A 24,587-nucleotide genomic window follows, 5' to 3' on the forward strand; every position below is an offset into this window, starting at 1 on the left:
CAGGCTCCGATGCCCAAGCTGCTCGTCACCCTCCGCGCCGCCGACGACCGCGACGCCGTCCGCGACACCGGCGCCGAGGTCCTCGCCGAATACCCCGACACCCTCCTCGTCTCCACCACCGCCGCACAGGCCCGCGACCTCGCCGACCGCGGCGTCGAGACCGCCCCGCTCCCCGAGCAGCCCGTCCAGACCGCAGGCGCCGTCTTCGCGTTCGACGCCGCGGTCGGCGCCCAAGAACGCGTCACCCTCGAACCCGAACCCGGCCGCACCGCCTACTGGCTCGTCAAGCTCATCGGCCCGCCCACCGCCGACTGGCTCGCCGAGCTCGCCGACGCCGGCGCCGAGATCCACGGCAGCCTCTCCGGATTCACCCTGCTCGTCGGCGCGCTCCCCGAACACGTGGACGCGATCCGCGCCCTCCCGCGCGTCGAAGAGGTCACCCCGTACCGGCCCGCCATGAAGGTCTCCCCGAAACTCCACGACCGGCCCCGCCGCGAACTCGACGCCGCCCACCTCGCCGCCGTCGACCCCGGCGCCTTCGCCGACGACGTCCTCCAGATGGTCGAGGTCGCCGTCTTCCCCGGCGAGGACACCGGAGAACTCGTCCGCCGCATCCGCCGGTCCGGCGGCACCGTCCTCACCGTCCTGCCCTCCTCGGTCGTCGCCAGCCTGCCCCGCACCGTCATCGCCGACCTCGCCGGCCTCCAAGGCGTGCAGGCGATCGTCCCCTACACGTTCTCCCAGACCAGCAACGACCGCGCCACCGCCGTCATGGGCGTCCCCGACGACCGCGTCTTCTCCGGCCTCGCCCTCACCGGCGAAGGCCAGATCGTCGCCGTCGCCGACACCGGCCTCGACAACGGCGACCCCGAGACCGCCCACCCCGACGTGCGCGGCCGCATCGCCGGAATCACCTCCTGGCCCACCCGGACCGTCCTGGCGCCCTTCACGAACGACCCGCCCGGCCACGACGACGGCCCCGCCGACATCGACTCCGGCCACGGCACCCACGTCGCCGGCTCCGCCGTCGGCAACGGCGAAGCCGCCCGCCTCGCCGGCGCCGGACCCGTCCCCGCCGGCGTCGCCCCCGGCGCCCAGGTCTTCTTCCAGGCCGTCAACCAGCGCGTCAGGTGGAAGACCCGCGCCGAACTCGCCGCCGCCGGCCTCCAGCCCTTCACGTTCCCCTGGCCCCCGCCCGAGTCCGGGCTCTACGGCATCCCCGGCGACATCGCCGCCCTCTTCGCCGAGGCCTACGACGCCGGCGCCCGCATCCACACCAACTCCTGGGGCGCGCCCCTCGCCGGCGAGTACAGCCAGAACGCCCGCGCCGTCGACGCCTTCACCTGGACCCACCCCGACATGCTCGTCCTCTTCGCCGCCGGCAACGACGGCGAGGACGCCGACGCCGACGGCCAGATCGACCGCGACTCCATGGGCTCCCCGGGCACCGCCAAGAACTGCCTCACCGTGGGCGCCACCGAGAACGACCGCCCCGCCGGCTCCGACCCCGAACCCGGCCTCGACCGCGACTGGAGCGACTGGTCGGCCTACCCCAAGCTCGCCGCCGCCGGCCACGTCTCCGACAACATCGACGGCATGGCCGCGTTCTCCTCCCGCGGCCCCACCGACGACCTCCGCATCAAACCCGACGTGGTCGCCCCCGGCACCAACGTCCTCTCGCTCCTGTCCTCCGTGTACGACGGCGACGGCGAACCGCTCTGGGGCCGCCTGCCCGACGACCACCCGCTGCGCGACCGCTACTGCTGGAGCGGCGGCACCAGCATGGCCACCCCGCTCGTCGCCGGCGCCGCCGCACTCGTGCGCCAGCGCCTCGCCGCCGCCGGCCACCTCGAAGACGGCCGCCGCCCCTCCGGCGCGCTCCTCAAGGCGCTCCTGGTCAACGGCTCGGTCCCCATCGGCGGCCAGTACCCCGGCGAGGTCCCCGCCGGACCCAACCCCGTCTCCGGCTTCGGCCGCGTCGACGTCGCCGCCGCCGTCGGCGGCACCGCGGACACGGACGCGCGGCACCGCATCGGCTTCGCCGACGCGCCCGCCCACGCCGTCGCCACCGGCGAGATCCGCGCCTTCCGGCTCCGCGCCGCCGACCCCGGGCAGCCGCTCAAAGCCACCCTCGCCTGGACCGACGCGCCCGCCCTCGAAGGGCTCGGCGGCCTCGTCAACGAGCTGTACCTCCAACTCGAGACCCCGTCAGGCGCGATCCTCAACTGGGACGACAACCCCGTCACCCGCGTCACCAACAACGTCCAGCAGATCACCGTCGCCGCCCCCGAAGCCGGCGCCTACACGCTCCGCGTCCGCGGCGTCTCGGTCACCCAGCACTCGCCCGGCGCCGCCCCCACCGGCGGGCTCCGCCAGGACTTCGCGCTGGCGGTCGCGAACGCCGCCCCCGAGGACGGCGGCGGCGAGGCGCTGTGGCACCTGGAGCCGGCTACCGGCTGACGTCCCGGCGGGCCATCGGGGGCCGGAACAGGATCTCGACGTAGACGATCCGCTCGTTCAGCACGTCCAGGACGAGCATGCCCTCGTCGGGGTCGAGCATCACGTTCCGGTGCCCGGGCCCGTACGGCTCGCCGGGCGGGTGCGGCGCGGTCCGCACGCTCTGGCAGAAGTCGTCCGCGCACCCGCACTCGGCCACGATCCGCAAGTCCCGCACCGCGATCGACAGGTACCGCTCGCCCTCGTCCTCCAGCAGCCGCGCCAGCTCGTCGACGAGGTCGGGGTACACCTCGCGCAGCAGCGGGCCCTCGTCCTCCATGAGCCCGATTCTAGAACCGGCCGCCGCCCCCGCCCTCGGCCGAGGCGCCCGGGAACGCGCTGGCGCCCCGATCCGCTCCGGGTACCGTGTCAGCCGACGAAGGGACGCCTGTTGACCGGAACCGCACCAGAACCCGCCTGCGAAGTCCTCCTCATCGGCGGCCGCTCCGGCGTCGGCAAGTCGACCGTCGCCTGGGAGGTCTCCAGCCGCCTCCAGGACCTCGGCGTTGCCCACGCGTGCATCGAAGGCGACTTCCTCGACCAGGTCCACCCGGCGCCGCCCGGCGACCCCTCCCGCACCGCCATCACCGCCCGCAACCTCGCGGCCGTGTGGGGCAACTACCGCGAGCTCGGCCAGACCCGCCTCGTCTACTGCAACACCGTCGCCGTCCTCGAAGCCGACATGATCACCGCGGCCATGGGCGGCTCCGTGACGCCGATCGGCGTCCTCCTCACCGCCGGCGACGCCGCCGCGGGCGAGCGCCTGCGCGCGCGCGAGACCGGCAGCCTCCTCGAACCGCACCTGCGACGCAGCGCGTTCATGGCCGGCCACCTCGACGCGAACACCCCCGACTGGGTCCACCGCGTCCCCACCGACGACCGGTCCGTCCCCGAGATCGCCGACGCGGTCGTCTGGCTCACCGGCTGGACCGAGCGGTGATCGACCGGTTCTTCGCGCCGCTCGGGGCCCGCGCCCACGCGCACATCCGCGACCTCGCCGACGGCCGCGGCATCGGCGTGCGCGAGGACGAGCCGGTCATCCTCGTGTCGGTCGTCAAGCTCTTCATCGCCTGGGAGTTCCGGCGCCAGGTCGCCGAGGGCCTCGTCGACCCCGCCGCCATGATCCGGGTGACCGCCGCCGACCGGCTCGGCGGCACCGGCACCGCCGGGTTCCTCCACGACGCCCAGATCAGCGTCTGGGACCTCGCGGCCCTGATGATGGAGGTGTCCGACAACTCCGCGGCCGACCTCGTCGCCCGCCACATCGGGCTCGGGTCCCTGCGGAGCCTCCCGGCGCGCGCGGGCCTCAAGCGCACGCGGCTCATCGGCTCGCCGCGCACCATCCTCGAGGAGGTCGCCAAGGACCTCGGCATCGCCGACCTCGAAGCGCTCGCGCACGTCCTCGACAGCGGCTCGGTCTCCACGGCCGAACTGCGCGCCACCAGCGCCTGGGACCCGCACCGCACCAACGTCTCCACGCCCGCGGACCTCACCGCGTTCCTGCGGCAGGTCTGGAACGGGCCCGCGGACGTGGCCGCCGACATGCGCACCTGGATGCGCCGCCAGCTCACCGGCGGCCGCCTCTCGCGCCTCGCCCCGAGCGAGGTGGTCGTCCACGGCCGCTCCGGGTCCCTGCCCGGCTGGCTCAACGAGGTCGCCGTCTGGGAGTGGCCCGACGGGCGCCGGCACGCGATAGCCGTGTTCGCCCAGCCCACCCGCCGCAACTTCCGCGAGATCGAGCGCGCGATGAGCCGGGCCGCGCTCGCGCTCACCGACGCGATCAGTCAGTAGATCGAGGTCCACGGCCGCGGCGGGGCCGCCGGGTCGGTCTCGGCCGCCCGCTTGACCAGGGACCGCATCCGCTGGTGCTGGCGCAGCAGCGCCGGCGCCTCCCGCATGAGGACGTGCCCGGCGGCTGTCAGCGCGACCTGCCCGCCGCTGCGGTCGAACAGCTCCGCGCCCAGCTCCTTCTCGAGCCGGCGGATCCGCTGGCTCAGCGGCGGCTGCTCCATCCCCAGCCGCTCGGCGGCCCTGCCGAAGTGACGTTCTTCACCTACCGCCAGGAAGCACTCCAGATGCCGCATGATGTCCACCGAGCCACGATATCAATGCGCGTATGAGGCGATGAGCGCGTTGATATTGGACAGCGCGGACGCCTCGGGCTTGACTGTTCGCCATGAACGAGCAACGAGACCGGACCCCGGCGCTCCGCCGCCGGAACCTCCTGAAAGGCACCGGCGTCGCCGCCGTCGCGGCCGCGGCCGCCGGGGGCGGCGTGGCCGCGGCCCAGAACGACACCGCCGGCGTGACGCTGCGCTGGCTCGGCACGAACGCCTGGGAGTTCACCACCGAGACCGCGACGGTCCTCATCGACCCGTGGGTGAGCCGCTTCCCGACCGGCGCCTACACCGACGGGGGCGCCGACCCCGAGACCCGCATCGAGGTCCACGAGGACGTCATCGACGAGCACCTGCCGAAGGCCGACACCATCCTCGTCACGCACGGGCACTGGGACCACATCGCCGACGTGCCCTACCTCGCCGGGCGCACCGGCGCCACGGTACTGGGCACCGAGACCCACCTGAACCTCATGCGCGCCATGGGCGCCCCCGAAGGCCAGCTCTCGCAGGTCGCCGGCGGCGAGCTGTACCAGTTCGACGGCTACACCGTCGAGGTCTTCCGCTCCTCCCACTCGGCCAGCGGCGAGCACAAGCGGATCACCTTCGGCGGCACCCTCCCCGGCGAGGTCCCCCAGCGCCCCAAGAAGATCAAGGACCTCGTCGAGGGCGGCAGCCTCACCTACCTGATCGACTTCGGCGGCGTCTCGTTCTTCAACATGGGGTCGGCGAGCTTCCACGAGCACGAGATCGCGGGCATCCGCCCGACGGTGCTGTTCCTCCAGCCCGGCGGCGGCCACACGCCCCGGTTCGTCGAGCGCGCCCTCGAGGCCACCGGCTTCCCGCCGTACGTGGTCGCCTCGCACTGGGACGACTTCGACCGGCCGCTGACCGAGCCGGCCGTCAAGGGCGGCGACTGGGAGGCCCTGCGCGACCGCGTGGCGGCCGCGAGCCCCGACACCGAGTTCCTGCTCATCGACCACCTGGAGAGCCATGAGTTCTGAGGTCACCGTCCGCTGGCTGGGCACCAACGCCTGGGAGATCACCGGCGCCGGGGCGACGGTCCTGGTCGACCCGTACGTCTCGCGCACGTACACCGGCGCCACCGTCCCCGGGGAGTTCGACCCGGACACGCCGATCACGGTCGACGAAGCCGCCGTGGAGACGTACATCGGCGCCGCCGACACGATCCTGGTCACGCACGCCCACTTCGACCACATCGCGGACGTCCCGCTCGTCGCCCAGCGCACCGGCGCCACGGTGCTGGGCACCGAGACCCACCTGAACCTGCTGCGCGCCATGGACACCCCGGACGAGCAGCTCTCGCAGGTCGCCGGCGGCGAGCTGTACCAGTTCGACGGCTACACCGTCGAGGTCTTCCGCTCCTCGCACGGCGTCTCGGGCAAGCACAAGACGCTCCTGTTCCCCGGCACCCGGCCGGGTCCGGTCCCCGAGCGGCCCGAGGTCATCCGCGACCTCGTCGAAGGCGGCAGCCTCGCCTACCTGGTGACGTTCGGGGAGACCTCGCTGTTCTTCAACGGCCTGCCGTCCTTCCACGAGCGCGAGGTCGAGGGCGTGCGGCCGACGGTGCTGTTCATGCAGGGCCCGAACCCGAACTACCCGAACTACGTGGAGCGGATGCTCGCGGCCACCGGCCATCCGCCGTACATCGTGCCGACCCACTGGGACGACTACGAGGCGCCGCTGGAGGAGCCGGCCGTCGACCTGTTCGGCGCGGCGAAGCTGGGTGAGCTGGTCGCCGAGGCGAGCCCGGAGTCGGAGTGGATCCTCCTGGACCACCTCGAGTCCTACACGTTCGGGGCCTGACGGCCGCACCGGTGCCCCGCCGGCCGCCGGTCAGCGCCGGGCCCGCCTGGTGCGGGTGCGGGGCTGCCGGTGCGGGCGGGGCGCCGGCTTCGGCAGGGTCCCCTTGATGGTCCACCGGTCGCCGTCGAGGGCGTGCTCGACGCGGCCGCCGGCCTCGCCGAACCGCTGGGCGAGCATCGACAGGCCGTTGCCGCCCTCGGCGGGCTCGGCGGCGCCGTCGTTCACCACCGTCACGGTGACCTCCGCGTCGACTTCCACGATGGAGACGTTCGCGGAGGTCGGCTCGGCGTGGCGGATCAGGTTCGTGGTCGCCTCGCGCACGAGCAGCCCCAGGAGCCGCTCGGTGTCCTCGTCCAGGCTCGGCGCGGCGTCGGGCACGCTCGCCTCGACCCCGGCCGACTTGAGGATCCTCGCGGCCGAGCCGATCTCGTCGGCGAGCGCGGTCTTGCGGTAGCCGCCGACGACGGCGCGCATGTCGCGCAGCGCCTCCCGTGCGAGCTCCTCGACCGCCCGGATCTCCTCGGCCGCCAGGTCGGGGTCGCTCTCCCGGTACCGGCGCGCCACCTGGGCCTTGAGCATGATCGCCTGGAGGTGGCCGCCCTGGATGTCGTGCAGCTCGCCCGCGAAGCGCAGCCGCTCCTCGGCGACCGCGAGGTCCGCCGCGAGCCCCCGGGCCTGTTCGAGCTCCTGCGCGACCCGGTAGTGCCACAGCTGGCACACGATGCCCGCTGCCATCGAGGGCACGAGGACCGCCGTCATGAACACGATGCCCGGCTCCATGTACCCCAGCCGTGCGGCCAGCGCCGCCGATGCGACCGCTGCGCCGGTGCCGGCGAGGAGCGCCAGCGTCCGCCGGCCGGGCCGCGACCACAGCAGGGCCGCCTCGGCGACGAGCAGGCCGGCGGGGGCCGCCCACGCCGCGCTGACCGGGCCCGCCGCGGCTTCGGCGGCGGCGCCGCCCAGGAGGACGGCGAGCGAGGCGAACCACAGGAGGCGGCGCCGCCAGGGGCCCTGCCCGTGCCAGTGGAGTGCGAGTCCCGCGGTGCACAGCACGACCGAGGCGGTGACCGCGCCGGCGGTCAGGGGCAGCACCGCTTCGCGGCTGCCGGCCAGGAACATGGCGGCGACGAAGAGGGCGAGCGGCCCGGAGCCGATCACGGTGAAGAACGTGTAGAGGCGCAGGCGTCGGAGGTCGCGCGCGGGGGCCGGTTCGGGGGTCACCCCGAGATTCAACCACTTGTGCGCAACCGCGGGTCGTGCAGTGGCCCGGGCCGGTCGGCGGGGTCCCGACCGGCCGCGCTCCCTTCGCGACACGGCCGCAGGGCCATCGGCGGCGCCCGCCCCGGGACGGGGGCGGGCGCCGCGTCTCAGGCGGTCGTGCAGGTCGCCTGCGGAGTCGCGGTGGCGCCGTTCGCTATGAAGCCGAACGCCTCACGGGACTGGCCGGCCGCGACCGTGCCGTTCCAGCCCACATCGGACGCCGTCACCGCCGCTCCCGTCTGCGACCAGGAGGCGTTCCACGCCGAGCCGATCGTCTGCGATCCCGGCCAGGTCCACGTCACCTTCCACGAGCCGATCGCGGCCTGCCCGGCGGTCACCGTGACCTTCCCCTGCCAGCCGCCGCTCCAGCTCCCGACGACCGACACGGTCGCGCTGCACGCGCCGGTCGGCGGCGGCGTGGTCTCAGGCGGGGTGGTCTCCTCGCCGCCCCCGCAGCCGGGGCTCTGGTTGGTCTGCGTCAGCAGCCCGAGCCGCCAGGGGAGGTTGTTGTAGTCGCCGCCGGCGTTCGGATCCACCCCCTGGTAGAGGTAGCGCATATTGCAGGAGCTGATCTCCAGCTTCTGGTTCACGCCGCTGCGGATCATCTCGCCGTGGCTGATGTCCCGGGTCCACTGCCCGCCGGGGAAGGTCACATTGGACTGCGCGGCGAACGGGTTGCCGAGGTCGGCGGCCAGCGGCGTATAGGGGCCGGCGATGCTGGGCGCCGTCCAGGACCGGAAGTAGCGCCGGCCGCCGTCGCCGAACGCCTCGACCAGGAGCAGGTACCGGTTCTCGCCTTGGATCTTGTAGACGTTCGCGGCCTCCCACAGGTCGTACTTGTTCGACTCCTGCATGGCGATGACCGGTTCGCTCATGCCGCTGGGGAAGTTCGCGACCGAGGTCTGCGACCGGTACAGGTGCCCGTTGTCGTCGGAGGAGAACAGGTGGCAGTTGACGTCGTCGCAGGTGACCCACATGTCGACCCAGTAGCCCGAGCCGATGTTGTCCTCGATGATCTGCGGCATGCCCGAGTAGAAGTGCTTCGGCGCCGTCCACCCGTTCGGATCGGCGATGTCGCGGTTCGTCGAGTATGAGGCGTTCCCCGTCTGGTAGACCAGGTACCACAGGCCCTGCGGCTCGTAGTAGAACACCTGCGGCGCGGCCCGGTAGCCGGTGCCGATCGCGGACCGGTCGAGGTAGTGGTGGGTCGCGCTCGCCGCCTGCGACCAGTCCGTGAAGTTGAAGTACACCAGGTTGTACCCGGCCGAGCTGGCGATGCTCGCGAAGACGTGCCATCTGCCGTTGTGGAAGACCACCGACGGGTCCTTCAGCCCGGCGATGTTCGGGTGGGCCGCATCGGGTTTCGGACCCGCGAGGATGCCGCTCGAGCTCCACGCGAAGCTGGTCGGCAGCGCCTCGGCCTGCACCGGGTCGGTCGAGTCCGCCGATTGGGCACTGGCGCTGAGGGCGGCGGCCGCCATCGTGGCGGCGAGGGCGGCCGCCAGCAGCGCGACGCGCACCGCCTTGAGCCGTGATCGGATCGGAATTGCCATGGTTCGCCTCTCTCGTTGCGGTACATCGCATTCGCGGCCCGGGTCCGAAAGTTTCAGGGATTTCCGGTATGGCCCGCACCGCAGGACCAGGTTACCGATAAACATCGAGGCATGTAAATAGCTCGCACCGCTGTGGCCGGCGCCGGAAGTTTCGGGCGCGGCCGTGCGGCCGGGTCCGCCGGCACGGACCGATACAGTCCGTTCATGACGATCATCGATGCGCAGGGCCGCCCGGAGCCCCCGGTCGACGGCGACGAGACGGCGACGCTGCTCGGCTTCCTCGACTTCCACCGCGCCACCCTCGCCTGGAAGGTCCGCGGCCTCGACGCCGGCGGCCTCCAGAAGACCGTGGGCGCCTCCGCGATGACCCTCGGCGGGATGCTCAAGCACCTCGCCCTCGTCGAGGTGAGCTGGTTCTCCGGCAGCCTGTTCGACCGCCCGCTCGGTGAGCCGTGGGACTCGGTGGACTGGAAGGCCGACCGCGACTGGGAGTGGCACTCGGCCGCCGACGACTCCGCGGAGGCGCTGGTCGGCCTCTGGGAGCGCGAGGTCGAGCGCGCCCGCGCCCTCACCGCCGAGGCCCTCGCGGACGGCGGCCTCGACCGCCCCGCCGCCCGCGCCTGGGCGGACGGCCGTACCCCGTCGCTGCGGTGGATCCTCGTCCACATGATCGAGGAGTACGCGCGCCACAACGGCCACGCCGACCTCATCCGCGAATCGATCGACGGGCAGACGGGGGAGTAGCCGCGCCCGGCCGGCCTCAGCCGGCGACGTCCACGGCGGTGAGCGCGACGCCCCGGAACCCGGCCAGCCGCTCGGCCTCCGCCTCGACGGCCTTGCGCTCGGCCGCGGTCAGCCTGCCCCACGGCTCGACGTTGACGGTGAACTTCCTGCCGGACTTGCGGGGCCGCCACAGCCCCGCGATCCGGCCGTCCGCGAGCACGGCGCCGGGGCGGCCCAGGACCGGCCACAGCGCCTTCGCCTTCGCGGGGTCGTCGACGAGGAGCCCCCGGTCCCGCGACTGGAGCAGCAGGTCGTAGGGGCCGAGGAGCCGGACGGGCGCGGCGTCGGCCTCGCGCAGTGCCGCCTCGTCCCCGGCGAGGATCCAGCGGCGCTCGCCGGCGACGTCGATCTCGACGGCGTCATGGGGCCAGTGCGCCTTGACCTCCTTGACGGGGGAGTCGAGGTACTCGGCGGCCTCCTTGACCGTGGCCGGCCCGCACAGGTGCAGGTACGCGCGGACCGGGTCGAGCCGCTCGGGGAACGCGGACACCGCCTTGAACCCCTTGATGCGCTTGAGGACCGGCGGCGAGGTGTGCGGCTCCAGCTCCAGCCCGGCGCGGACCGCCGAGAGCCGGAACGGCATCTCGTACAGGTGCACCGCGTTGCAGGAGCGGCAGAACCGCTGGTACGCCTCCGGCAGCGCCTCGTGGAGCCGGGTGGACACCTCGCCCTTGGCCATCGGCGCCGTCACCGTCGACCGCATCTCCGCGGCGACGGTGTCGAGCGCCTCCAGGATCGGGATCCCCGCCGCCTTGAGCGGCTTGGAGGCGTCGAAGATCCGCTTGGCCGCGTCGGCGTCCGACCACGGGGCCACCGCGGCCGCGACGGCGGCGGCGTCGGAGCGCCGGTACGCGTGCGGCGCGCCGCGAAGCGTCCACAGCCACACCAGGTCCGCCTCGTCCGGCTCGGCGCCGCGGATCGCGAGCGCCCACATCGCCCCGTCAGGGCCGGTCTCCTGCACGCCGAGGTCGAGGACCGCCGTGTCGGCGAGTGAGCCCCGCTCGCGGTCGAGCTGCTGGACGTGCGTGCGGTACCGGACCACGCGGCGGCTGTCGATCATGCCTTCACGGTAGCCGCGCGCACCGACACCCGCGCCGAAAAGAACCTTCGCGCCGGCGATGAATCCGCGGCGGACCCGTCGTCTTCATACACGAGAGCCCGATACTCCCGGAAGGAACGAAACCCCATGAGCACCAACGACATCACCACTGAGAAGACCGTCGACGCCGAGCGCCCCGGGCGCGGACCGCACGTCGCCCTCTGGGTCCTGCAGGCCCTGCTCGCCGCGTTCATGATCATCGCGTCCGCCGCCCCGAAGCTGGTCGGCCACGAGTCGGCCGCCGCCGGGTTCGACCTCATCGGCTGGGGCGACTGGTTCATGTACTTCATCGGCGCCTGCGAGCTCGCCGGCGGTGTGGGCCTGCTGATCCCGCGCCTGTCCGGTCTGGCCGCGACCTGCCTTGGGCTGCTGATGATCGGCGCCGCGATCTTCAACGCCACCATCCTGGACTTCCCGGTCTACACGCCGCTGATCCTGCTGGTGCTCTTCGCGGTCATCGCGTGGGGCCGCCGCTACGAGACCCGGCGCCTCTTCTCCGACGGCCTCAAGAAGACCGCCTGAACCGCCCGGCCGCACTGCCCTGCGGCCCCTGGCCGGCGGCCTTGCCCGGCCGCCCTGCTGGAACTCCACTGCTCAACCCGCCCGACACGACACGAGGGCCGGTGGCCTCGCCACCGGCCCTCGACCGTGCCCGCCTCGTCCGATGCAAACAGAATCTGGCACCTGCTAACATTCACTTGCACGTGTTTGGAGGCCGTATGGAAGCAGGCGCCCCTGACGGGGACGACCTGGTCGAGATCCTGGCGACTCTCGCCAGCCCGCACCGCATGCGGGTCGTGGCCGCCCTCTCGGGCGGCCGCAACTACGTCAGCCGACTCGCACGAGAACTCGGCATCAGCCGAGCGCTCCTCCAGGTCCACCTGAAGAAGCTCGAATCGGCCGGACTCGTGACCTCCTCCCTGGAGGTCTCCGAGGACGGCAAGGCCATGAACTACTACGAGGTGGTCCCCTTCTCGGTCCACCTCACCCCCGAGGCCGTCAAGCGCGCCTCGGCGACCCTCTCGCAGTGAAAGGACCGGAATGGACAGCGCCTACGACTGGCAGGAGATCATCGGCTCGATCGGGATGTTCGTCCTGCTCATCACCGTCGTCCTGTCGCTGATCTGGCGGAACGCGTTCCTCAAGCGCACCCGCATGCAGCACGAGCAGGACGACCGGTATCTCAAGCTCGCCGAACGCGCCGACGAGCAGCAGGCGAGGCTCCACGACCGGCTCCAGGCGCTCGACGAGCGCCTGGCCCGCCTCGAGTCCAGCAGCGCCTCGATCGAGCAGACCCTCAAGGTCGTCGAGTAGGCGACCGGCGCCCGCAGCGGCGCCTTTTCCGCGGCGCCCGTGAACGGCGCCTTCATCGAACAGCGGCCCGGCCGCCGAGCGGCAACTCGGCGGCCGGGCCCGGCACTGACCGCCGAGCGGCAACCCGGCGGCACTCACCCAGGGAGACGGACCCTCCTCGCATGCGCGAGATCCCAAGGACCGCCCCCACGAGAACAGGAAAGCAGACCGTGCTGTCCGACATCACCGCAGGCCCCCGCGCCCCGCATCGTCCCAAGGCCCGGCGCGGCGCCGTGGCCGCCGTCGCCGACTGGTCCGCGCGCCACCGGACCCTCGCCATCGGCGGCTGGCTCGCCCTCATCGCCCTCGCCGTCCTCTCCGGCGCCCTCCCGCTCGGCGACGGCGCCGACGCCCGCGACCCCGGCGAAGCCGGCACCGCCGAAGCCGTCATCGACGCCCGCGGCGGCTACGCCGTCCGCGAGAACGTCCTCATCAGACCCGCCGACGGCGACTACGCCGACGACCCGGCGGCCCGCGACGCCGTCGGCGACCTCGTCGCCGCGCTGGCCGCCCTCCCCGACGCCGTCGAGGACATCGGCTCGCCGCTGAGCGAGGACGGCGACCGCTGGATCGCCGAGGACGGCTCGGCCGCCCTCGTCACGTTCGCGATCCGCGGCCCGGACGCGGCCTACGAGGCCAACGCCGACGCCGCCCTCGACGCCGTCGCCGGCGTCCGCGCCGAGCACCCCGGCACCGACGTCCTCCAAGCCGGCGACGCGACACTCTCGGGCGCGGTCGACGACGGCATCAAGGACGACATGAAACGCGCCGAGACCACCTCGCTGCCGCTGACGGTCCTCGTCCTCCTCGCCGTCTTCGGCTCACTCGTCGCCGCCGGGATCCCGCTGCTCCTGGCTGCCACCAGCGTCGCCGGCGCCTTCGGCCTCCTCGGGCTCCTCGGCCACTGGGTCCCGTTCAACAGCGCCGCCTCGGCCATCGTGCTCCTCATCGGCATGGCCGTCGGCATCGACTACTCGCTGTTCTACCTGCGCCGCTTCAGAGAGGAGCGGTCGGCCGGGCGCGGCTCCCGCGACGCCCTCCGCGCCACGGCCGCCACCTCCGGTCACGTCATCGCCGCCTCCGGCCTCACCGTCATGGCCTGCATGACCGGACTCCTCGTCACCGGCATCGACGTCCTGAAGGGACTCGCGCTCGGCACGGTCCTCGTCGTCGGACTCGCCGTCCTCGGCTCGGTGACCGTCCTCCCCGCGCTCCTCGCGACCCTGCGCCACCGGGTCGACGCCGCCCGCCTCCCGTGGATCGGCAAGCGCCGCATCGACCCCGGACCCTCCCGCTTCTGGGGCCGCGTCGCCGCGGCCGCCGTCCGCCGTCCGCTCGCCACCGGCGGCCTCGCCGCGGTCGCACTGCTCCTCGCCGCCGTCCCGATGCTCGGGCTCCGCCTCCAGGACGCCGCCGTCACCGCCAGCCTCCCGCCCGGCACCTCCGCGGCCGTCGACGCCGCCACCGAGATGCAGCGGCACTTCCCCGGGTCCGCCACCGCCGCCCGCGTCGCCGTCACCGGCCTCGACGGCCCCGAACTCGACGCCGCGCTCGACCGCCTCCACGCCGCCGCGGCCGCTTCCGAAGGGCGCCTGCTGGAGCCGATCACCGTCACCGAACTCGACGGCGCCGCCGTCGTCCGCGTCCCCCTCGCCGGCGCGGTCACCGGCCCCGAAGCCGACGACGCCCTCGCCCACCTGCGGGAGACGGCCCTCCCGGCCGCCTTCGGAACCGCCGACACCGCCGTCACCGGCAAGACCGCCCTCCCGCACGACTTCACGCGGCAGCTCCAGGCCCGCACCCCCTACACGGTCGCGCTCATCCTCCTGCTCGCGTTCGCCCTGCTCGCCGCCGCCTTCCGGTCCTGGACGATCCCGCTCGCCTCGATCGCCCTCAACCTCCTGTCGATCGGCGCCGCCTGCGGGGTCCTCATCTGGGTCTTCCAGGACGGGCACCTCGAAGGGCTCCTCGGCTTCACCTCCTACGGCGGCGTCGTCTCCTGGATCCCCCTGTTCATGTTCGTGATCCTCTTCGGACTGAGCATGGACTACCACATCTTCGTGCTCAGCCGCGTCCAAGAGCGCCGCCGCGCCGGGGCGGCGAACCGCGACGCGATCGTCGGCGGCACCGCCGCCAGCGCCGGGGTCGTCTCCAGCGCGGCGCTCATCATGACCGGCGTGTTCTCGGTGTTCGTGACGCTCTCGGCGATCGAGTACAAGATGCTCGGCCTGGGGATGGCGCTGGCGATCCTCATCGACGCCACCCTCGTCCGAGGCGTGCTCCTCCCGGCGGCGCTGGCGCTCATGGGCGCCCGCGCGTGGGGACGCCCCGGTCATACCGGGGGATGACCTGCGATCCGCCGGTACCCCGCCGGTCTCGGGCCGGCGCCGACCACGGGGACGGCCGGCACCCCCTCGTCCGCGAGCACGGCGGCCTCGTTCCAGAACACCCGCCGGTTCTGCTTCTGACGCAACGGAACCACAGGGGCAGCCCCCGGCCGCGGGCCGGGGCTGCCCCCTCGCGCGGACCGCATCCGACCCGACCGCGTCCCAAGCACCGGGCCGGTGCGCCGCCGAAGGATCCGACTCGCACGCCGGCGCACCGAGAGTGACGCCACTGCGTGGAATCTGCTAGACATTGCCCATGGCTGACAAACCCGGACTGCCCCTGCGCAGAACTCTCGCCCAGAGCCCGCCCATCGCCGCGGGGCTCCTCTTCGGCCTCGGCCTCGCCGTCGCGTACGGCGTGGTCTGGTCGCTCCAGGAGCTCAGCACGGTCATCACGGCGCTGGTCGTGGCGGCGTTCCTCGCGGTCGGCCTCGAGCGGATCATCAGCACCATGACCAACCGCGGCATGCCGCGCTGGCTCGCCATGACCATCCTCTTCCTCGGGCTGGTCCTGGTGTTCTGCGGCGGCATCGCCGCGATCATTCCCGCGCTCGTCCGCGAGACCGCGCAGTTCGTCGACAACGTCCCCGGGTACTACGAGACCGTCATGGCCAGCGACCTCGCCAAGCAGTTCGGCGGCGAATCGGGCCTGCTCGAACGCGCCCAGGACGTCCTCACCGCCGGCAACGTCACCAAGGCCCTCGGCGGCGTCGCGGGCGGCGCGGCCTCCGCCGCCAACGGGCTCGTCTGGACCATCACCACGATCCTGCTGACGATCTTCATCCTCGCGTCCTACACCCAGCTCCGCCAGGGCTCGCTGCGCCTGGTCGCCGCCTCCAAGCGCGAGCAGACCGGCCGCATCCTCGACGGCATCCTCAAGCAGGTCGGCGCCTACCTCATCGGCGCGCTCGCGATCGGACTCTTCGCCGGGATCTCCTCGTGGATCTTCATGGCGATCGCCGGCATCCCCTACGGCGCGCTCCTCGCGCTCCTGGTGGCCCTGCTCGACCTGATCCCGCAGATCGGCGCCACCATCGGCGCCGTCGTCGTCACCCTGGTGGCACTCGCCATCTCGCCGATGACCGCCGTCGCCTCCGCGATCTTCTTCCTGGCCTACCAGCAGCTCGAGAACTGGGTCATCTACCCGACGGTCATGCGCAGCGCCGTCAAGGTCTCCAACCTGGCCGCGATCGTCGCGGTCCTGGTCGGCGGCACCCTCTTCGGCGTCGTCGGCATCGTCCTGTCGGTCCCGATCTACGCGGCGATCCGCCTCATCGGCAAGGAACTCGTCCTCCCGCGCCTCGACAACTCCTGACACCCGGATCCACTCCGGATTCCCGACACGGGGCGGGGCCGGTGGCGCATACCCGCACGCGCCACCGGCCCCGTCTTCGCTCCCAGCATAAGAGCCCCGCGCAAGCCCGGGCCCGCGCGCCCCGCCGAAGCACCCGGCGCGACCGCCGCCACCGGTCCGGACCGGCTATCGTCGAACCGAAGCCCTTGGACGCCAACGACTCCGACCACCCCTGAGGAAGCATGATGGCCGAACCCCGCACCGCGACCCACTACGAGCAGCTCGGCGGCGAGGCGAATCTGCGCCGCACCGTCGACGCGTTCTACTCCTCCGTCCTCAAAGACCCGCTCCTCCAGCCGCTCTTCGGCGAGGGCGCTCCCCACCACGTCGACCACCTCACCGCGTTCCTCGCCGAGGTCTTCGGCGGCCCCGCCCGGTACACCGAGGAACTCGGCGGCTTCGCCACCCTCCTCGCGGCCCACCGCGGCCTGGCCATCACCGACGAGCAGCGCGCCCGGTTCGTCGAGCTCTTCGACACCGCCGCACGCGAGCAGGCCCTCACCGGCGACGAGGCGCTCCTGCGGTCCGTCCACGACTACCTCGAGTTCGGCACCGAGGTCGCCCAGGTCAACTCCCACGCCGAAGGCGACACCGACCTCCACCCCTGCCAAGAGGTCCCGCGCTGGCCCTAGCGGCCGGTCTCCAGCCGGGGACGCCTGCCCGAGCCGCCGGCCGGCGTCGCGGGCAGATGCCGCCACGGCATGCCGGGCACCGCTAAGCTCGGCCCATGGGCCTGCTTCGATACTCGATCAACACCACTCTGGACGGCTGCTGCGACCACGAGGCCGTCACTCCCGACGAATCCCTGCACCGGCACGCGACCGAGACCATCGGGCGTGCGGAGGCACTCCTCTTCGGGCGCGTGATCTACGGGATGATGGAGGAGGCCTGGCGGCTCCCCGAGTCCGGTGAGCCGCCGGAGTGGATGGAGCCGTGGATGGTCCCGTTCGCCCGGACCATCGACGCCAAGCCGAAGTACGTCGTCTCCAGCACCCTCGAGAGCGTCGACTGGAACGCGCAGCTCGTGGAAGGCGACCTCGCCGCGGCCGTCCGCGCTCTCAAGAACGAGTACGGGAGCCTCTACACCGGCGGCGTGACCCTCCCGCTCGCGCTCGCCGAACTCGACCTCATCGACGAGTACGAGTTCGTCATCCACCCCCGGCTGGCCGGCCGCGGGCCCACCCCCTTCGCGGGCCTGGCCGCCCACATCGACCTCGTCCCCACCTCGCGGTTCGACCTCGCCTGCGGCGCCGTGGTGACGCGCTACGAACCGAAGCGCTGACCCGGCGCCCCGCTTCGGCGGCCGACCGGACGGATCCGCCGCGGCCCCCACCCGGGGCCGCCGGGTCCCTGATCCGCGGTCGGCGGACCCCCGCGGGTCCTGCGGTTCGGAACGGCATTGCCCGCGCCGCCGTTCGAGCCGTACGCTGGGACCGTTTGGCCGCGTGAGCGCGGCTCGCACCCCCGTCCCCGTGCTGAGAGGAAGCGCCCGTGTTCGGCACCGTCGACCTGTGGACCTACGTCGTCGCCTCGGTCCTCGTCATCCTGCTGCCGGGACCCAACTCGCTGTACGTGCTCTCCGTGGCCTCGCGGCGCGGCCGCCGCGACGGCTTCAAAGCCGCCGGCGCGGTCTTCTGCGGCGACTCGGTCATCATGATCGCCACCGCCGCCGGCCTCGCGTCGGTGTTCGCCACCTCCCCGCTCATCTACAACCTGGTCCGCTGGGCCGGCGTCGTGTACCTCGCCTACCTCGCGTTCGGCCTCATCCGCGGCGGGATCAGGTCCTGGCGCGCCGCCCGCCGCGGCGACGCCGTCGAGGACGCCCCGGCCCCCGCGATCGCCGCGAACGAGCGGCCCTTCACCCGCGCGCTCATCGCGAGCCTGCTCAACCCCAAGGCGATCCTGTTCTTCGTCTCGTTCTTCGTGCAGTTCGTCGACCCGAACTACGCCTACCCGGTCCTCAGCTACGGCGTCCTCTTCGTGATCATCCAGGCCATCTCCATGACCTACCTGACCACGCTGATCCTCGCCGGAGACGGGCTCGCCCAGACGTTCCGCAGGCGCCGGCGACTCGCCGCCGCCGGCAACGGCCTCGTGGGCGCGGTCATGATCGGCTTCGCCGCGAAACTCGCCGCGGGCTGACCGCGACCGTGTGCCGCGACCGGCGCCGCGACGCCGCCCAGCGGGTACTCGGACACACGCCCCCGGGACGCAGTGAACCGCGCCGCCCGGCCTGCCGGCTCCGGTGCTTGACCCCACTGGAGCGGTCGGTCGGACGGCGCGGCCGCCCTTGGAGAGCGCCCGGCCGAGGGCCGGGCGGGGGTTCGAGGTCCTTACAGCTTGCCCAAGGTCCGCAACCCAGGCAGCGCCTTGCCGTCGAAGTCGAACAGCGCCTGGTTCTCCCAGCCGTTCCCGCTCGCGGGGTCGGCCGGGTCCCAGCCGGCGCCTTCGACGCCGGTCCAGGTGGCCTCCCACCAGATCACGCCCCTGCCGAGCCCGTCCGGGACGTTCCTGACGACCTCGGCCACGGCCTCGAGCCAGTACGACTGGTTCTCCGGGCTCGCCGGGTACCCGGCGACGGGCTCGGGGTCGGTGATGATGTTCGCGAACCCGTCCGAGTCCCCGGTCGTGAACGGGTACGCGGTCTCGACCACGTAGATCGGCTTCCCGTACCGGACCGCGAGGTCGTTCAGGTTGGCCTCGAGGCCCGACAGCGGCCCGTGCCAGTACGGGTAGTACGAGGCGCCGATGGCGTCGAACGGCACGCCGTTCGCGACGGCGTTGTCGAAGAACCACCGGAACGCCCCGTTGTCGCCGCCCTCGGCGAGGTGCAGCATCGCCTTCGCGCCGGGGGCGGTGTCGTGCACGGCGTCGCACCCGGCGGTCAGCAGCCGGGCCATCTGCTCGAGCTGGTCCCAGCGGCCGTCGGGCCACAGGAGGCCGCCGTTGGTCTCGTTGCCGACCTGGACGAGCGCGGGCTCGACGCCGGCGTCCGCGAGCGCCCCGAGCACGTCCGCGGTGTGGTCGTACACCGCGCTCACGAGGTCCTCGAAGGGCAGTTCCGCCCAGGCCGCGGGCTTGAACTGCTTGCCCGGGTCGGCCCAGGCGTCCGAGTAGTGGAAGTCGACCATGAGGTCCATGCCGGCGCGTTTGGCGCGCGTGCCGAGTTCGACCACCTGGGTCGCGGTGTTGTAGCCGTCGGCGGGGTCGACCCAGACCTTCGCCCGGACGAGGTCGACGCCGCTGGAGGCGAGGATCTTCACCGCGTCGCCGGTGCGGCCGTTGGCCTTGCGGTAGACCGCGCCGTAGTCCTCGTTCTTGATCAGGCCGGAGATGTCCGCGCCGCGGACGAACGTGTCGGGCCGGGGCCCGCCCTTGTCGCCGAGCGCTTCGGCGAGGGCCGGCGTGGCCGATGCGGCGGCGACGCCGAGGGCGCCGAGCCCGGCGGCCCCGATGGCGGTTCTACGTTTCATGTGGACGGTCGCTTTCTGTCGTGAGGGATTCGGGGGATTCGGGGTCCGGCCCCTCGGCGCGCGGCCGGGGGACCGGACCCACCGGGGGCGGGGCGGGCCTACAGGGTGCCGAGGGTCCGCAGGGCCGGGGTGGCCTTCCACGCGAAGTCGAACAGGGCCTGGTTCTCCCAGCCGTTCTTGCTGTTCGGGTCGTACGGGTCCCAGCCGTTGCCGGCGACGGCGGTCCAGGTGGCCTCCCACCAGAACACGCCGGCGCCGCGCCCGTTCGGGACGTTCTTGACGACGTTCGCGATCGCGGTGAGCATGTTCTGCTGCCCGGTGTAGCTCGCCGGGTAGCCGGACACCGGGGTCGCGGCGCTGATGATGTTGCCGAACCCGTCCCGGTCGCCCGGGTTGAACGGGTACGCGGTCTCGACCACGTACACCGGCTTGCCGTACCGGGACGCCATGTCGTTGAGGTTCGACTGGAGTCCGGAGAGCGAGCCGTGCCAGTACGGGTAGTACGAGGCGCCGATGGCGTCCCAGGCGACGCCGCGGGCCTTCATGGCGTCGAAGAACCAGCGGAACAGCGAGTTGTTGCCGCCTTCGGCGAGGTGCAGCATGACCTTCGCGGCGGGCACGGTCGCGCGGACGGCACCGGCGCCCGAGATGAGGAACTGCGCGAGGTTGTCGAGCTGGTCGTAGCGGCCGGTGGGCCACAGCATCCCGCCGTTGAGCTCGTTGCCGACCTGGACCATCTGCGGGGCGGCGCCCGCGGCGACCATGGCGCCGAGGACGTCCCGGGTGTGGTCGTAGACGGCGGTCTTGAGCTGCGCGACGCTGTAGTTCGCCCATGCGGCGGGCTTGGTCTGGGCGCCGGGGTCGGCCCAGGTGTCGGAGTAGTGGAAGTCGACGAGCACGTTCATGCCCGCCGCCCGGGCGCGCCTGGCGACGTTCACGACGTGGGTCTTGTTGTTGTAGCCGTCGGCCGGGTCGACCCAGACCTTGAGCCGGATCCAGTTGACGCCGCTCTTCTGGAGGATCCAGACGGCGTCCTCCCGCCAGCCGTCGGCCCACATGTACACGCCGCCTTTGGCTTCGGACTTGGCGAGGCTGGAGATGTCGGCGCCGCGCGCGAACGAGGTCTGCGCCGAAGCCGCGGTGCCGCCGCCGAGGACGGCGAGTGCCGGGGCAGCCACTGCGGCCGTGAGGGCGGTTCTTCTCTTCATTGAGATCTCACTCCCTATGGTGATTTCTTCGGGGGGTGGCGGCCCCGCGGGGTTGCGGGGCCGCGAAGGCTCATGCGTCAGCGAGGATCACGACCCCGCCGGCGGGGACGGGGACGGGGCCGTCGTAGGCGGTCCCGTCGAGGGCGTCGACGCCGCCGCCGGGCACCTGGACGTCCTGCGCGGTGTGGTTGATGAGGAATCGGTGGCCGCCCCGGCGCACCACTTCGACGTTCGCGGGGATCCCTTGCGGCCGTTCGACCCCGGCGGCCTCCATCGCGGTCGCGAGGAGGTCGTTCAGGCCGGTCGGCCCGTCGAGCGCGGTGGCCGCGTACCAGGCGGTGCCGCGGCCGAGGTCGTGCCTGGTGAGCGCCGGGCGCCCCCGGTCGGGGCCCGCGGCGAAGTGCGCCACGGCGCGGGCGCCGTCGAGGCGCACGTGCTCGGACCAGATCCGCCCTGCGGCGCCGCCGCCGATGCCGGCGCCGGAGGCGGAGTCCAGGCCGAGCTCCTCGCCTTCGCGGAGCGGGTGGAACTCCTCGATCCACAGGCCGAGGGTCTCCCGGAGCGCACCGGGGTGGGCGCCGGGGTGGACGGTGTCGTGCTCGTCGACGATGCCGGAGAAGTACGAGACGACCAGGTGGCCGCCGTTCTCGACGTACCCGCGCAGGTTCTTCGAGGCCGCGTCGGTGAGCACATAGGACGAGGGTGCGACGACGAGCCGGTACCCCGAGAGGTCGGCCTCCGGGTGGGCGAAGTCGACGGTGACGTGCTGGCGCCACAGGGCCGCGTAGTACGCCTCGACGCGCTCGCGGTACTTCAGGTCGACCGAGGGGCGCCACTCGAGTTCGAGCGCCCACCACGACTCCCAGTCCCACAGCATCGCCACGTCGGCGGCGACGTCGGTGCCGACCACGCCGGACAGGCGCTCGAGGTCCCTGCCGAGGGCGGCCACGTCGCGCCACACCTGGGTGTCGGTGCCGCCGTGGGGGACCATCGCGGAGTGGAACTTCTCGGCGCCGGCCCGCGAGGCCCGCCACTGGAAGAACATGAGGCCGTCGGCGCCGCGGGCGACGTGCGCGAGCGAGTTGCGGCGCATCTCGCCGGGGGTCTTGGCGATGTTGCGCGGCTGCCAGTTCACCGCGGACGTGGAGTGCTCCATGATCATCCACGGCCCGCCCGCGACGGCCCGGGTGAGGTCGGCGCTCATGGACAGCTCGATCTGGTGGTCCTCGCGTTCGGCGATGAGGTAGTGGTTGTTCGCGACCACGTCGACCTCGCCCGCCCAGCGCCAGTAGTCCATGCCCTCGCAGTTGGGGATCATGAAGTTGGTGGTCGCCGGGGCCTTCGAGCGGCGGGCGATGATCTCGCGCTGGAGCCGGTAGTTGGCGATGTGCTCGTCGTTGGAGAACCGCTTCCAGTCGAGCTGGAGCGCGGGGTTGACGCCGGGGGGCGCGACCGCGGGGGCCTCGATCTGGTCGAAGGAGCGGTACACCAGGCCCCAGAACGCGGTGCCCCACGCGGCGTTGAGGCGGTCGACGTCGCCGTACTTCGCGGCCAGCCACGCCTGGAACGCCGCGGTGGAGGCCTCGCAGTAGCACTCCACATTGGCCCAGCCGTACTCGTTGTGCACGTGCCACAGCTCGACGGCCGGGTGCCCGCCGTACCGGGCCGCGAGCTGCTCCACGATGGACGCGCAGGCGTCGCGGTAGGCCGGCGCCGAGGGGCACACCCCGTGGCGCGAGCCCCCGGCCAGGGTCCGGCCCTCGCGGTCGACGAGGCGGATCTCGGGGTGCGCCTTGCGCAGCCACGCGGGCGGGGAGGAGGTCGGGGTGCCGAGGTCGACGCCGATGCCGCCCTCGTGCAGGAGCCCGATGACCTCGTCGAGGCCGCTCCAGTCGTATTCGCCCGGGGCGGGTTCGATGATCCCCCAGTTGAAGACGCCGAGGCTGACGAGGTTGACGCCCGCCTCCCGCATGAGGCGCACGTCCTCCCGCCAGGTCTCCTCGGGCCACTGTTCGGGGTTGTAGTCGCCTCCGTAGCGAATGGTCTGCACGCGGTCTCCTGTGAGGTTCCTTGCAACAAAGCCTGTGAACGTGCACAGTACTCCACGCGGCATGCACGCGCAACCTGTGATCTGCTCGGCTCCCGTTTCGAAATTGTGATCGTTTCATGAAGCACGATCCTCCTGAAAAGGATGCTGAAGGACATATGCATGTTGCTAAGTGAGGCGTGAGTCGCTAGATTCGTGTAAACGTTCACAGTTCGGTGGCGCACCTTCTCGGGCGACGCTCCCACCGGACCCCTCTCACCGAGACAAGGACTTGACATGCGCAGCAAAGGTGCTTTCGCGGGATCCTCGATGAACCGGCGCCACCTCCTCGCCGCGGGCGGCGGTGTCGCCGCGGCCGGAGCCCTCGCCGCCTGCGGCGGCCCCGAGGAGGAGGAGACCTCCGGCGGCCTCGAATGGGACGCCGACGCCCAGCAGTACGTCATCGAAGAGGAGATCGCCTCCGGCGAGGTCCCGCTCAAGCTCTGGTTCGAGAACGAGGACCTGGCCAAGGCGCAGATCGCCGCGTTCAAGGAGGCGTTCAAGGACGTCTACCCCGACATCGCGTTCGAGTACGAGCTCGTGGCCCAGAACGACGCCGTCGCCGAGATGTCCCTCGCCGGCGAGGCCGGCAACGGCGGCGACGTCTTCATGACCTTCTACGACCAGGTCGCCCGCGCGATCGAAGAGGGCACCGCCGCGCCCCTCGGCGAGTACGAGTCCGTCCTCAAGAGCCGCATGAGCGACACCTTCACCGGCGTCGTCACCGGCGAGGACGGCCAGATGTACGCCGTGCCCGTCACCACCGAGTCCATCGCGCTCATGTACAACAAGACCCTCCTCGCCGCCGAGACCGGCTCCGACCAGCCGGCCGCCACGTGGGAGGACATCAAGACCCTCGCCGGCGCCTACAACGACCCGTCCGCCAACAAGTGGACGATCCGCTGGGTCCCGGGCGAGATCTACTACTCCTACTCGGTGCTGTCCTCCATGGGCTGGCAGGCCTACCCCGGCGGCGACGTCGCCGAGCCCGGCTTCGACGACCCGGCGCTGGCCGAGGCCCTCGAGTACTACAAGGGACTCCGGGAGATCTGGAACGTCCCCTCCGCCGACGCGACCCCCGAGACCGTCGAGGCCGAGTTCGCCGCCGGCAACACGCCGTACATCATCACCGGCCCGTGGGCGTTCTCCGCGTTCGACGCCGGCGCGGCCGAGAACGGCTTCGAGTACGGCGTCACCACCATCCCGGCCGCCGCCTCCGGCGACCCGGCCTCCTCCTTCGCGGGCATGCACGTCATCGCCGTCTCCGCGTACACGAAGTACCCGGCCGCGGCCCGCGTCTTCGCGAACTTCATGGCCTCCGACGCCGGCGCCGCCGCCCTCTACGCCACCACCGGCCAGATCCCGGCCCTGAACACCGACCTCCTCGCGAACATCGCGGGCCTCGCCGAGGACCCGCACGTCGCTGGCGTCGTCGCCCAGTCCTCGCAGGCCGACCTCTTCCCGCAGCTGCCCGAGTACTTCTGGTCCACCGCCAACGAGATGACCGTCGCCGTCTGGGACGACCTGTCGTCCTCGGCTGACGCCGCCGCCGCGGCGGTCGCCGGCTACGACGAGCTCGCCGGACTCTGAG

Annotated in this window: 23 protein-coding genes and 1 pseudogene; 15 read left to right on the forward strand and 9 right to left on the reverse strand. The window is 72.4% G+C overall.

The genetic code is table 11. The features are described from left to right. The first annotated feature begins 9 nt into the window (after nucleotides 1–9). Nucleotides 10–2,460 carry a S8 family serine peptidase gene (locus GFD30_RS19555; protein WP_153026864.1) on the forward strand — a complete coding sequence of 817 codons (2,451 nt, stop codon included), beginning with the start codon at nucleotides 10–12 and terminating at the stop codon, nucleotides 2,458–2,460. On the opposite strand, the gene GFD30_RS19560 is transcribed toward GFD30_RS19555, so the two are convergent. Beyond that, entirely contained in the window at nucleotides 2,450–2,776 is a 327-nt protein-coding gene (locus GFD30_RS19560; RefSeq protein ID WP_227996685.1) for a hypothetical protein, read from the reverse strand. The genes GFD30_RS19555 and GFD30_RS19560 overlap by 11 nt on opposite strands. A gap of 111 nt (nucleotides 2,777–2,887) precedes the next feature. Here GFD30_RS19560 and GFD30_RS19565 point away from each other — a divergent pair, with 111 nt between their 5' ends. Continuing rightward, nucleotides 2,888–3,436: a hypothetical protein gene (locus GFD30_RS19565; protein WP_153026865.1), complete on the forward strand. Its 549-nt coding sequence runs from the start codon at nucleotides 2,888–2,890 to the stop codon at nucleotides 3,434–3,436. After that, complete coding sequence (locus GFD30_RS19570; protein ID WP_194202028.1) at nucleotides 3,433–4,287, forward strand: serine hydrolase; 855 nt, start codon at nucleotides 3,433–3,435, stop codon at nucleotides 4,285–4,287. The genes GFD30_RS19565 and GFD30_RS19570 overlap by 4 nt, the downstream gene beginning before the upstream one ends. Here the strand turns inward: GFD30_RS19570 and GFD30_RS27620 are convergent. After that, the gene (locus GFD30_RS27620; protein WP_153026906.1) at nucleotides 4,281–4,580 is read right to left on the reverse strand and encodes a LysR family transcriptional regulator; all 300 of its coding nucleotides are present in this window, start codon (nucleotides 4,578–4,580) and stop codon (nucleotides 4,281–4,283) included. The genes GFD30_RS19570 and GFD30_RS27620 overlap by 7 nt on opposite strands. 92 nt (nucleotides 4,581–4,672) lie before the next feature. Here GFD30_RS27620 and GFD30_RS19580 point away from each other — a divergent pair, with 92 nt between their 5' ends. After that, the gene (locus GFD30_RS19580; RefSeq protein ID WP_153026867.1) at nucleotides 4,673–5,617 is read left to right on the forward strand and encodes an MBL fold metallo-hydrolase; all 945 of its coding nucleotides are present in this window, start codon (nucleotides 4,673–4,675) and stop codon (nucleotides 5,615–5,617) included. Next, complete coding sequence (locus GFD30_RS19585; protein ID WP_153026868.1) at nucleotides 5,607–6,440, forward strand: MBL fold metallo-hydrolase; 834 nt, start codon at nucleotides 5,607–5,609, stop codon at nucleotides 6,438–6,440. Before GFD30_RS19580 ends, GFD30_RS19585 begins: the two co-directional genes overlap by 11 nt. Before the next feature lie 30 nt (nucleotides 6,441–6,470). Here GFD30_RS19585 and GFD30_RS28065 read toward each other — a convergent pair whose 3' ends face one another. The 3 genes and pseudogenes from GFD30_RS28065 to GFD30_RS19595 all read right to left on the reverse strand — a co-directional run. After that, entirely contained in the window at nucleotides 6,471–7,661 is a 1,191-nt protein-coding gene (locus tag GFD30_RS28065) for a sensor histidine kinase (protein ID WP_153026869.1), read from the reverse strand. Nucleotides 7,662–7,807: 146 nt separating this feature from the next. Beyond that, nucleotides 7,808–8,086 (reverse strand): cellulose binding domain-containing protein, encoded by a 279-nt coding sequence (locus GFD30_RS28305; protein ID WP_407649105.1) that lies wholly within the window; start codon nucleotides 8,084–8,086, stop codon nucleotides 7,808–7,810. A 75-nt stretch (nucleotides 8,087–8,161) separates the two neighbouring features. Then, nucleotides 8,162–9,121, reverse strand: a pseudogene (locus GFD30_RS19595) (non-reducing end alpha-L-arabinofuranosidase family hydrolase); the annotation flags it as partial. A 336-nt stretch (nucleotides 9,122–9,457) separates the two neighbouring features. Between GFD30_RS19595 and GFD30_RS19600 the strand changes: the two are divergent. Continuing rightward, the gene (locus GFD30_RS19600; protein ID WP_153026871.1) at nucleotides 9,458–9,997 is read left to right on the forward strand and encodes a DinB family protein; all 540 of its coding nucleotides are present in this window, start codon (nucleotides 9,458–9,460) and stop codon (nucleotides 9,995–9,997) included. Between the two features lie 16 nt (nucleotides 9,998–10,013). Here the strand turns inward: GFD30_RS19600 and GFD30_RS19605 are convergent, their stop codons facing one another. Next, entirely contained in the window at nucleotides 10,014–11,096 is a 1,083-nt protein-coding gene (locus GFD30_RS19605; protein WP_153026872.1) for a winged helix DNA-binding domain-containing protein, read from the reverse strand. Between the two features lie 126 nt (nucleotides 11,097–11,222). On the opposite strand from GFD30_RS19605, the gene GFD30_RS19610 reads away from it, so the two are divergent. The 8 genes from GFD30_RS19610 (at nucleotide 11,223) to leuE (ending at nucleotide 18,371) form a co-directional block, all read left to right on the forward strand. Then, nucleotides 11,223–11,657: a DoxX family protein gene (locus GFD30_RS19610; RefSeq protein ID WP_153026873.1), complete on the forward strand. Its 435-nt coding sequence runs from the start codon at nucleotides 11,223–11,225 to the stop codon at nucleotides 11,655–11,657. Nucleotides 11,658–11,854: 197 nt separating this feature from the next. Next, nucleotides 11,855–12,166 carry an ArsR/SmtB family transcription factor gene (locus GFD30_RS19615; RefSeq protein WP_153026874.1) on the forward strand — a complete coding sequence of 104 codons (312 nt, stop codon included), beginning with the start codon at nucleotides 11,855–11,857 and terminating at the stop codon, nucleotides 12,164–12,166. Nucleotides 12,167–12,176: 10 nt separating this feature from the next. Further along, on the forward strand, nucleotides 12,177–12,449 hold the full coding sequence (locus tag GFD30_RS19620; RefSeq protein ID WP_153026875.1) for a hypothetical protein: 273 nt from the start codon (nucleotides 12,177–12,179) through the stop codon (nucleotides 12,447–12,449). Nucleotides 12,450–12,610: 161 nt separating this feature from the next. Further along, nucleotides 12,611–14,836, forward strand: coding sequence for an MMPL family transporter (locus GFD30_RS19625; protein WP_153026876.1), 2,226 nt, complete (start codon nucleotides 12,611–12,613; stop codon nucleotides 14,834–14,836). Between the two features lie 295 nt (nucleotides 14,837–15,131). After that, nucleotides 15,132–16,190: an AI-2E family transporter gene (locus GFD30_RS19630; RefSeq protein ID WP_153026877.1), complete on the forward strand. Its 1,059-nt coding sequence runs from the start codon at nucleotides 15,132–15,134 to the stop codon at nucleotides 16,188–16,190. A gap of 224 nt (nucleotides 16,191–16,414) precedes the next feature. Continuing rightward, a complete protein-coding gene (locus GFD30_RS19635; protein ID WP_153026878.1) occupies nucleotides 16,415–16,861 on the forward strand; it encodes a group II truncated hemoglobin in 447 nt (148 codons plus the stop codon). A 95-nt stretch (nucleotides 16,862–16,956) separates the two neighbouring features. Then, entirely contained in the window at nucleotides 16,957–17,511 is a 555-nt protein-coding gene (locus GFD30_RS19640; RefSeq protein ID WP_153026879.1) for a dihydrofolate reductase family protein, read from the forward strand. Between the two features lie 209 nt (nucleotides 17,512–17,720). Further along, nucleotides 17,721–18,371: a leucine efflux protein LeuE gene (gene leuE / locus GFD30_RS19645; protein ID WP_322633431.1), complete on the forward strand. Its 651-nt coding sequence runs from the start codon at nucleotides 17,721–17,723 to the stop codon at nucleotides 18,369–18,371. 191 nt (nucleotides 18,372–18,562) lie between these two features. Here the strand turns inward: leuE and GFD30_RS19650 are convergent, their stop codons facing one another. The 3 genes from GFD30_RS19650 to GFD30_RS19660 form a co-directional block, all read right to left on the reverse strand. Then, entirely contained in the window at nucleotides 18,563–19,702 is a 1,140-nt protein-coding gene (locus tag GFD30_RS19650; RefSeq protein WP_153026880.1) for a glycoside hydrolase family 53 protein, read from the reverse strand. A 98-nt stretch (nucleotides 19,703–19,800) separates the two neighbouring features. Then, nucleotides 19,801–20,910, reverse strand: a complete 1,110-nt coding sequence (locus GFD30_RS19655; RefSeq protein WP_153026881.1) for a glycoside hydrolase family 53 protein — start codon at nucleotides 20,908–20,910, stop codon at nucleotides 19,801–19,803. Nucleotides 20,911–20,980: 70 nt separating this feature from the next. Next, the gene (locus tag GFD30_RS19660) at nucleotides 20,981–22,960 is read right to left on the reverse strand and encodes a beta-galactosidase (protein ID WP_322633432.1); all 1,980 of its coding nucleotides are present in this window, start codon (nucleotides 22,958–22,960) and stop codon (nucleotides 20,981–20,983) included. A gap of 273 nt (nucleotides 22,961–23,233) precedes the next feature. On the opposite strand from GFD30_RS19660, the gene GFD30_RS19665 reads away from it, so the two are divergent. Beyond that, nucleotides 23,234–24,586 (forward strand): extracellular solute-binding protein, encoded by a 1,353-nt coding sequence (locus tag GFD30_RS19665; RefSeq protein WP_153026908.1) that lies wholly within the window; start codon nucleotides 23,234–23,236, stop codon nucleotides 24,584–24,586. Nucleotide 24,587 lies beyond the last annotated feature (1 nt).

Origin of the sequence: Glycomyces albidus, assembly GCF_009451885.1 — a bacterium.
In the GTDB taxonomy this organism is placed as follows: Bacteria; Actinomycetota; Actinomycetes; order Mycobacteriales; family Micromonosporaceae; genus Glycomyces; species Glycomyces albidus.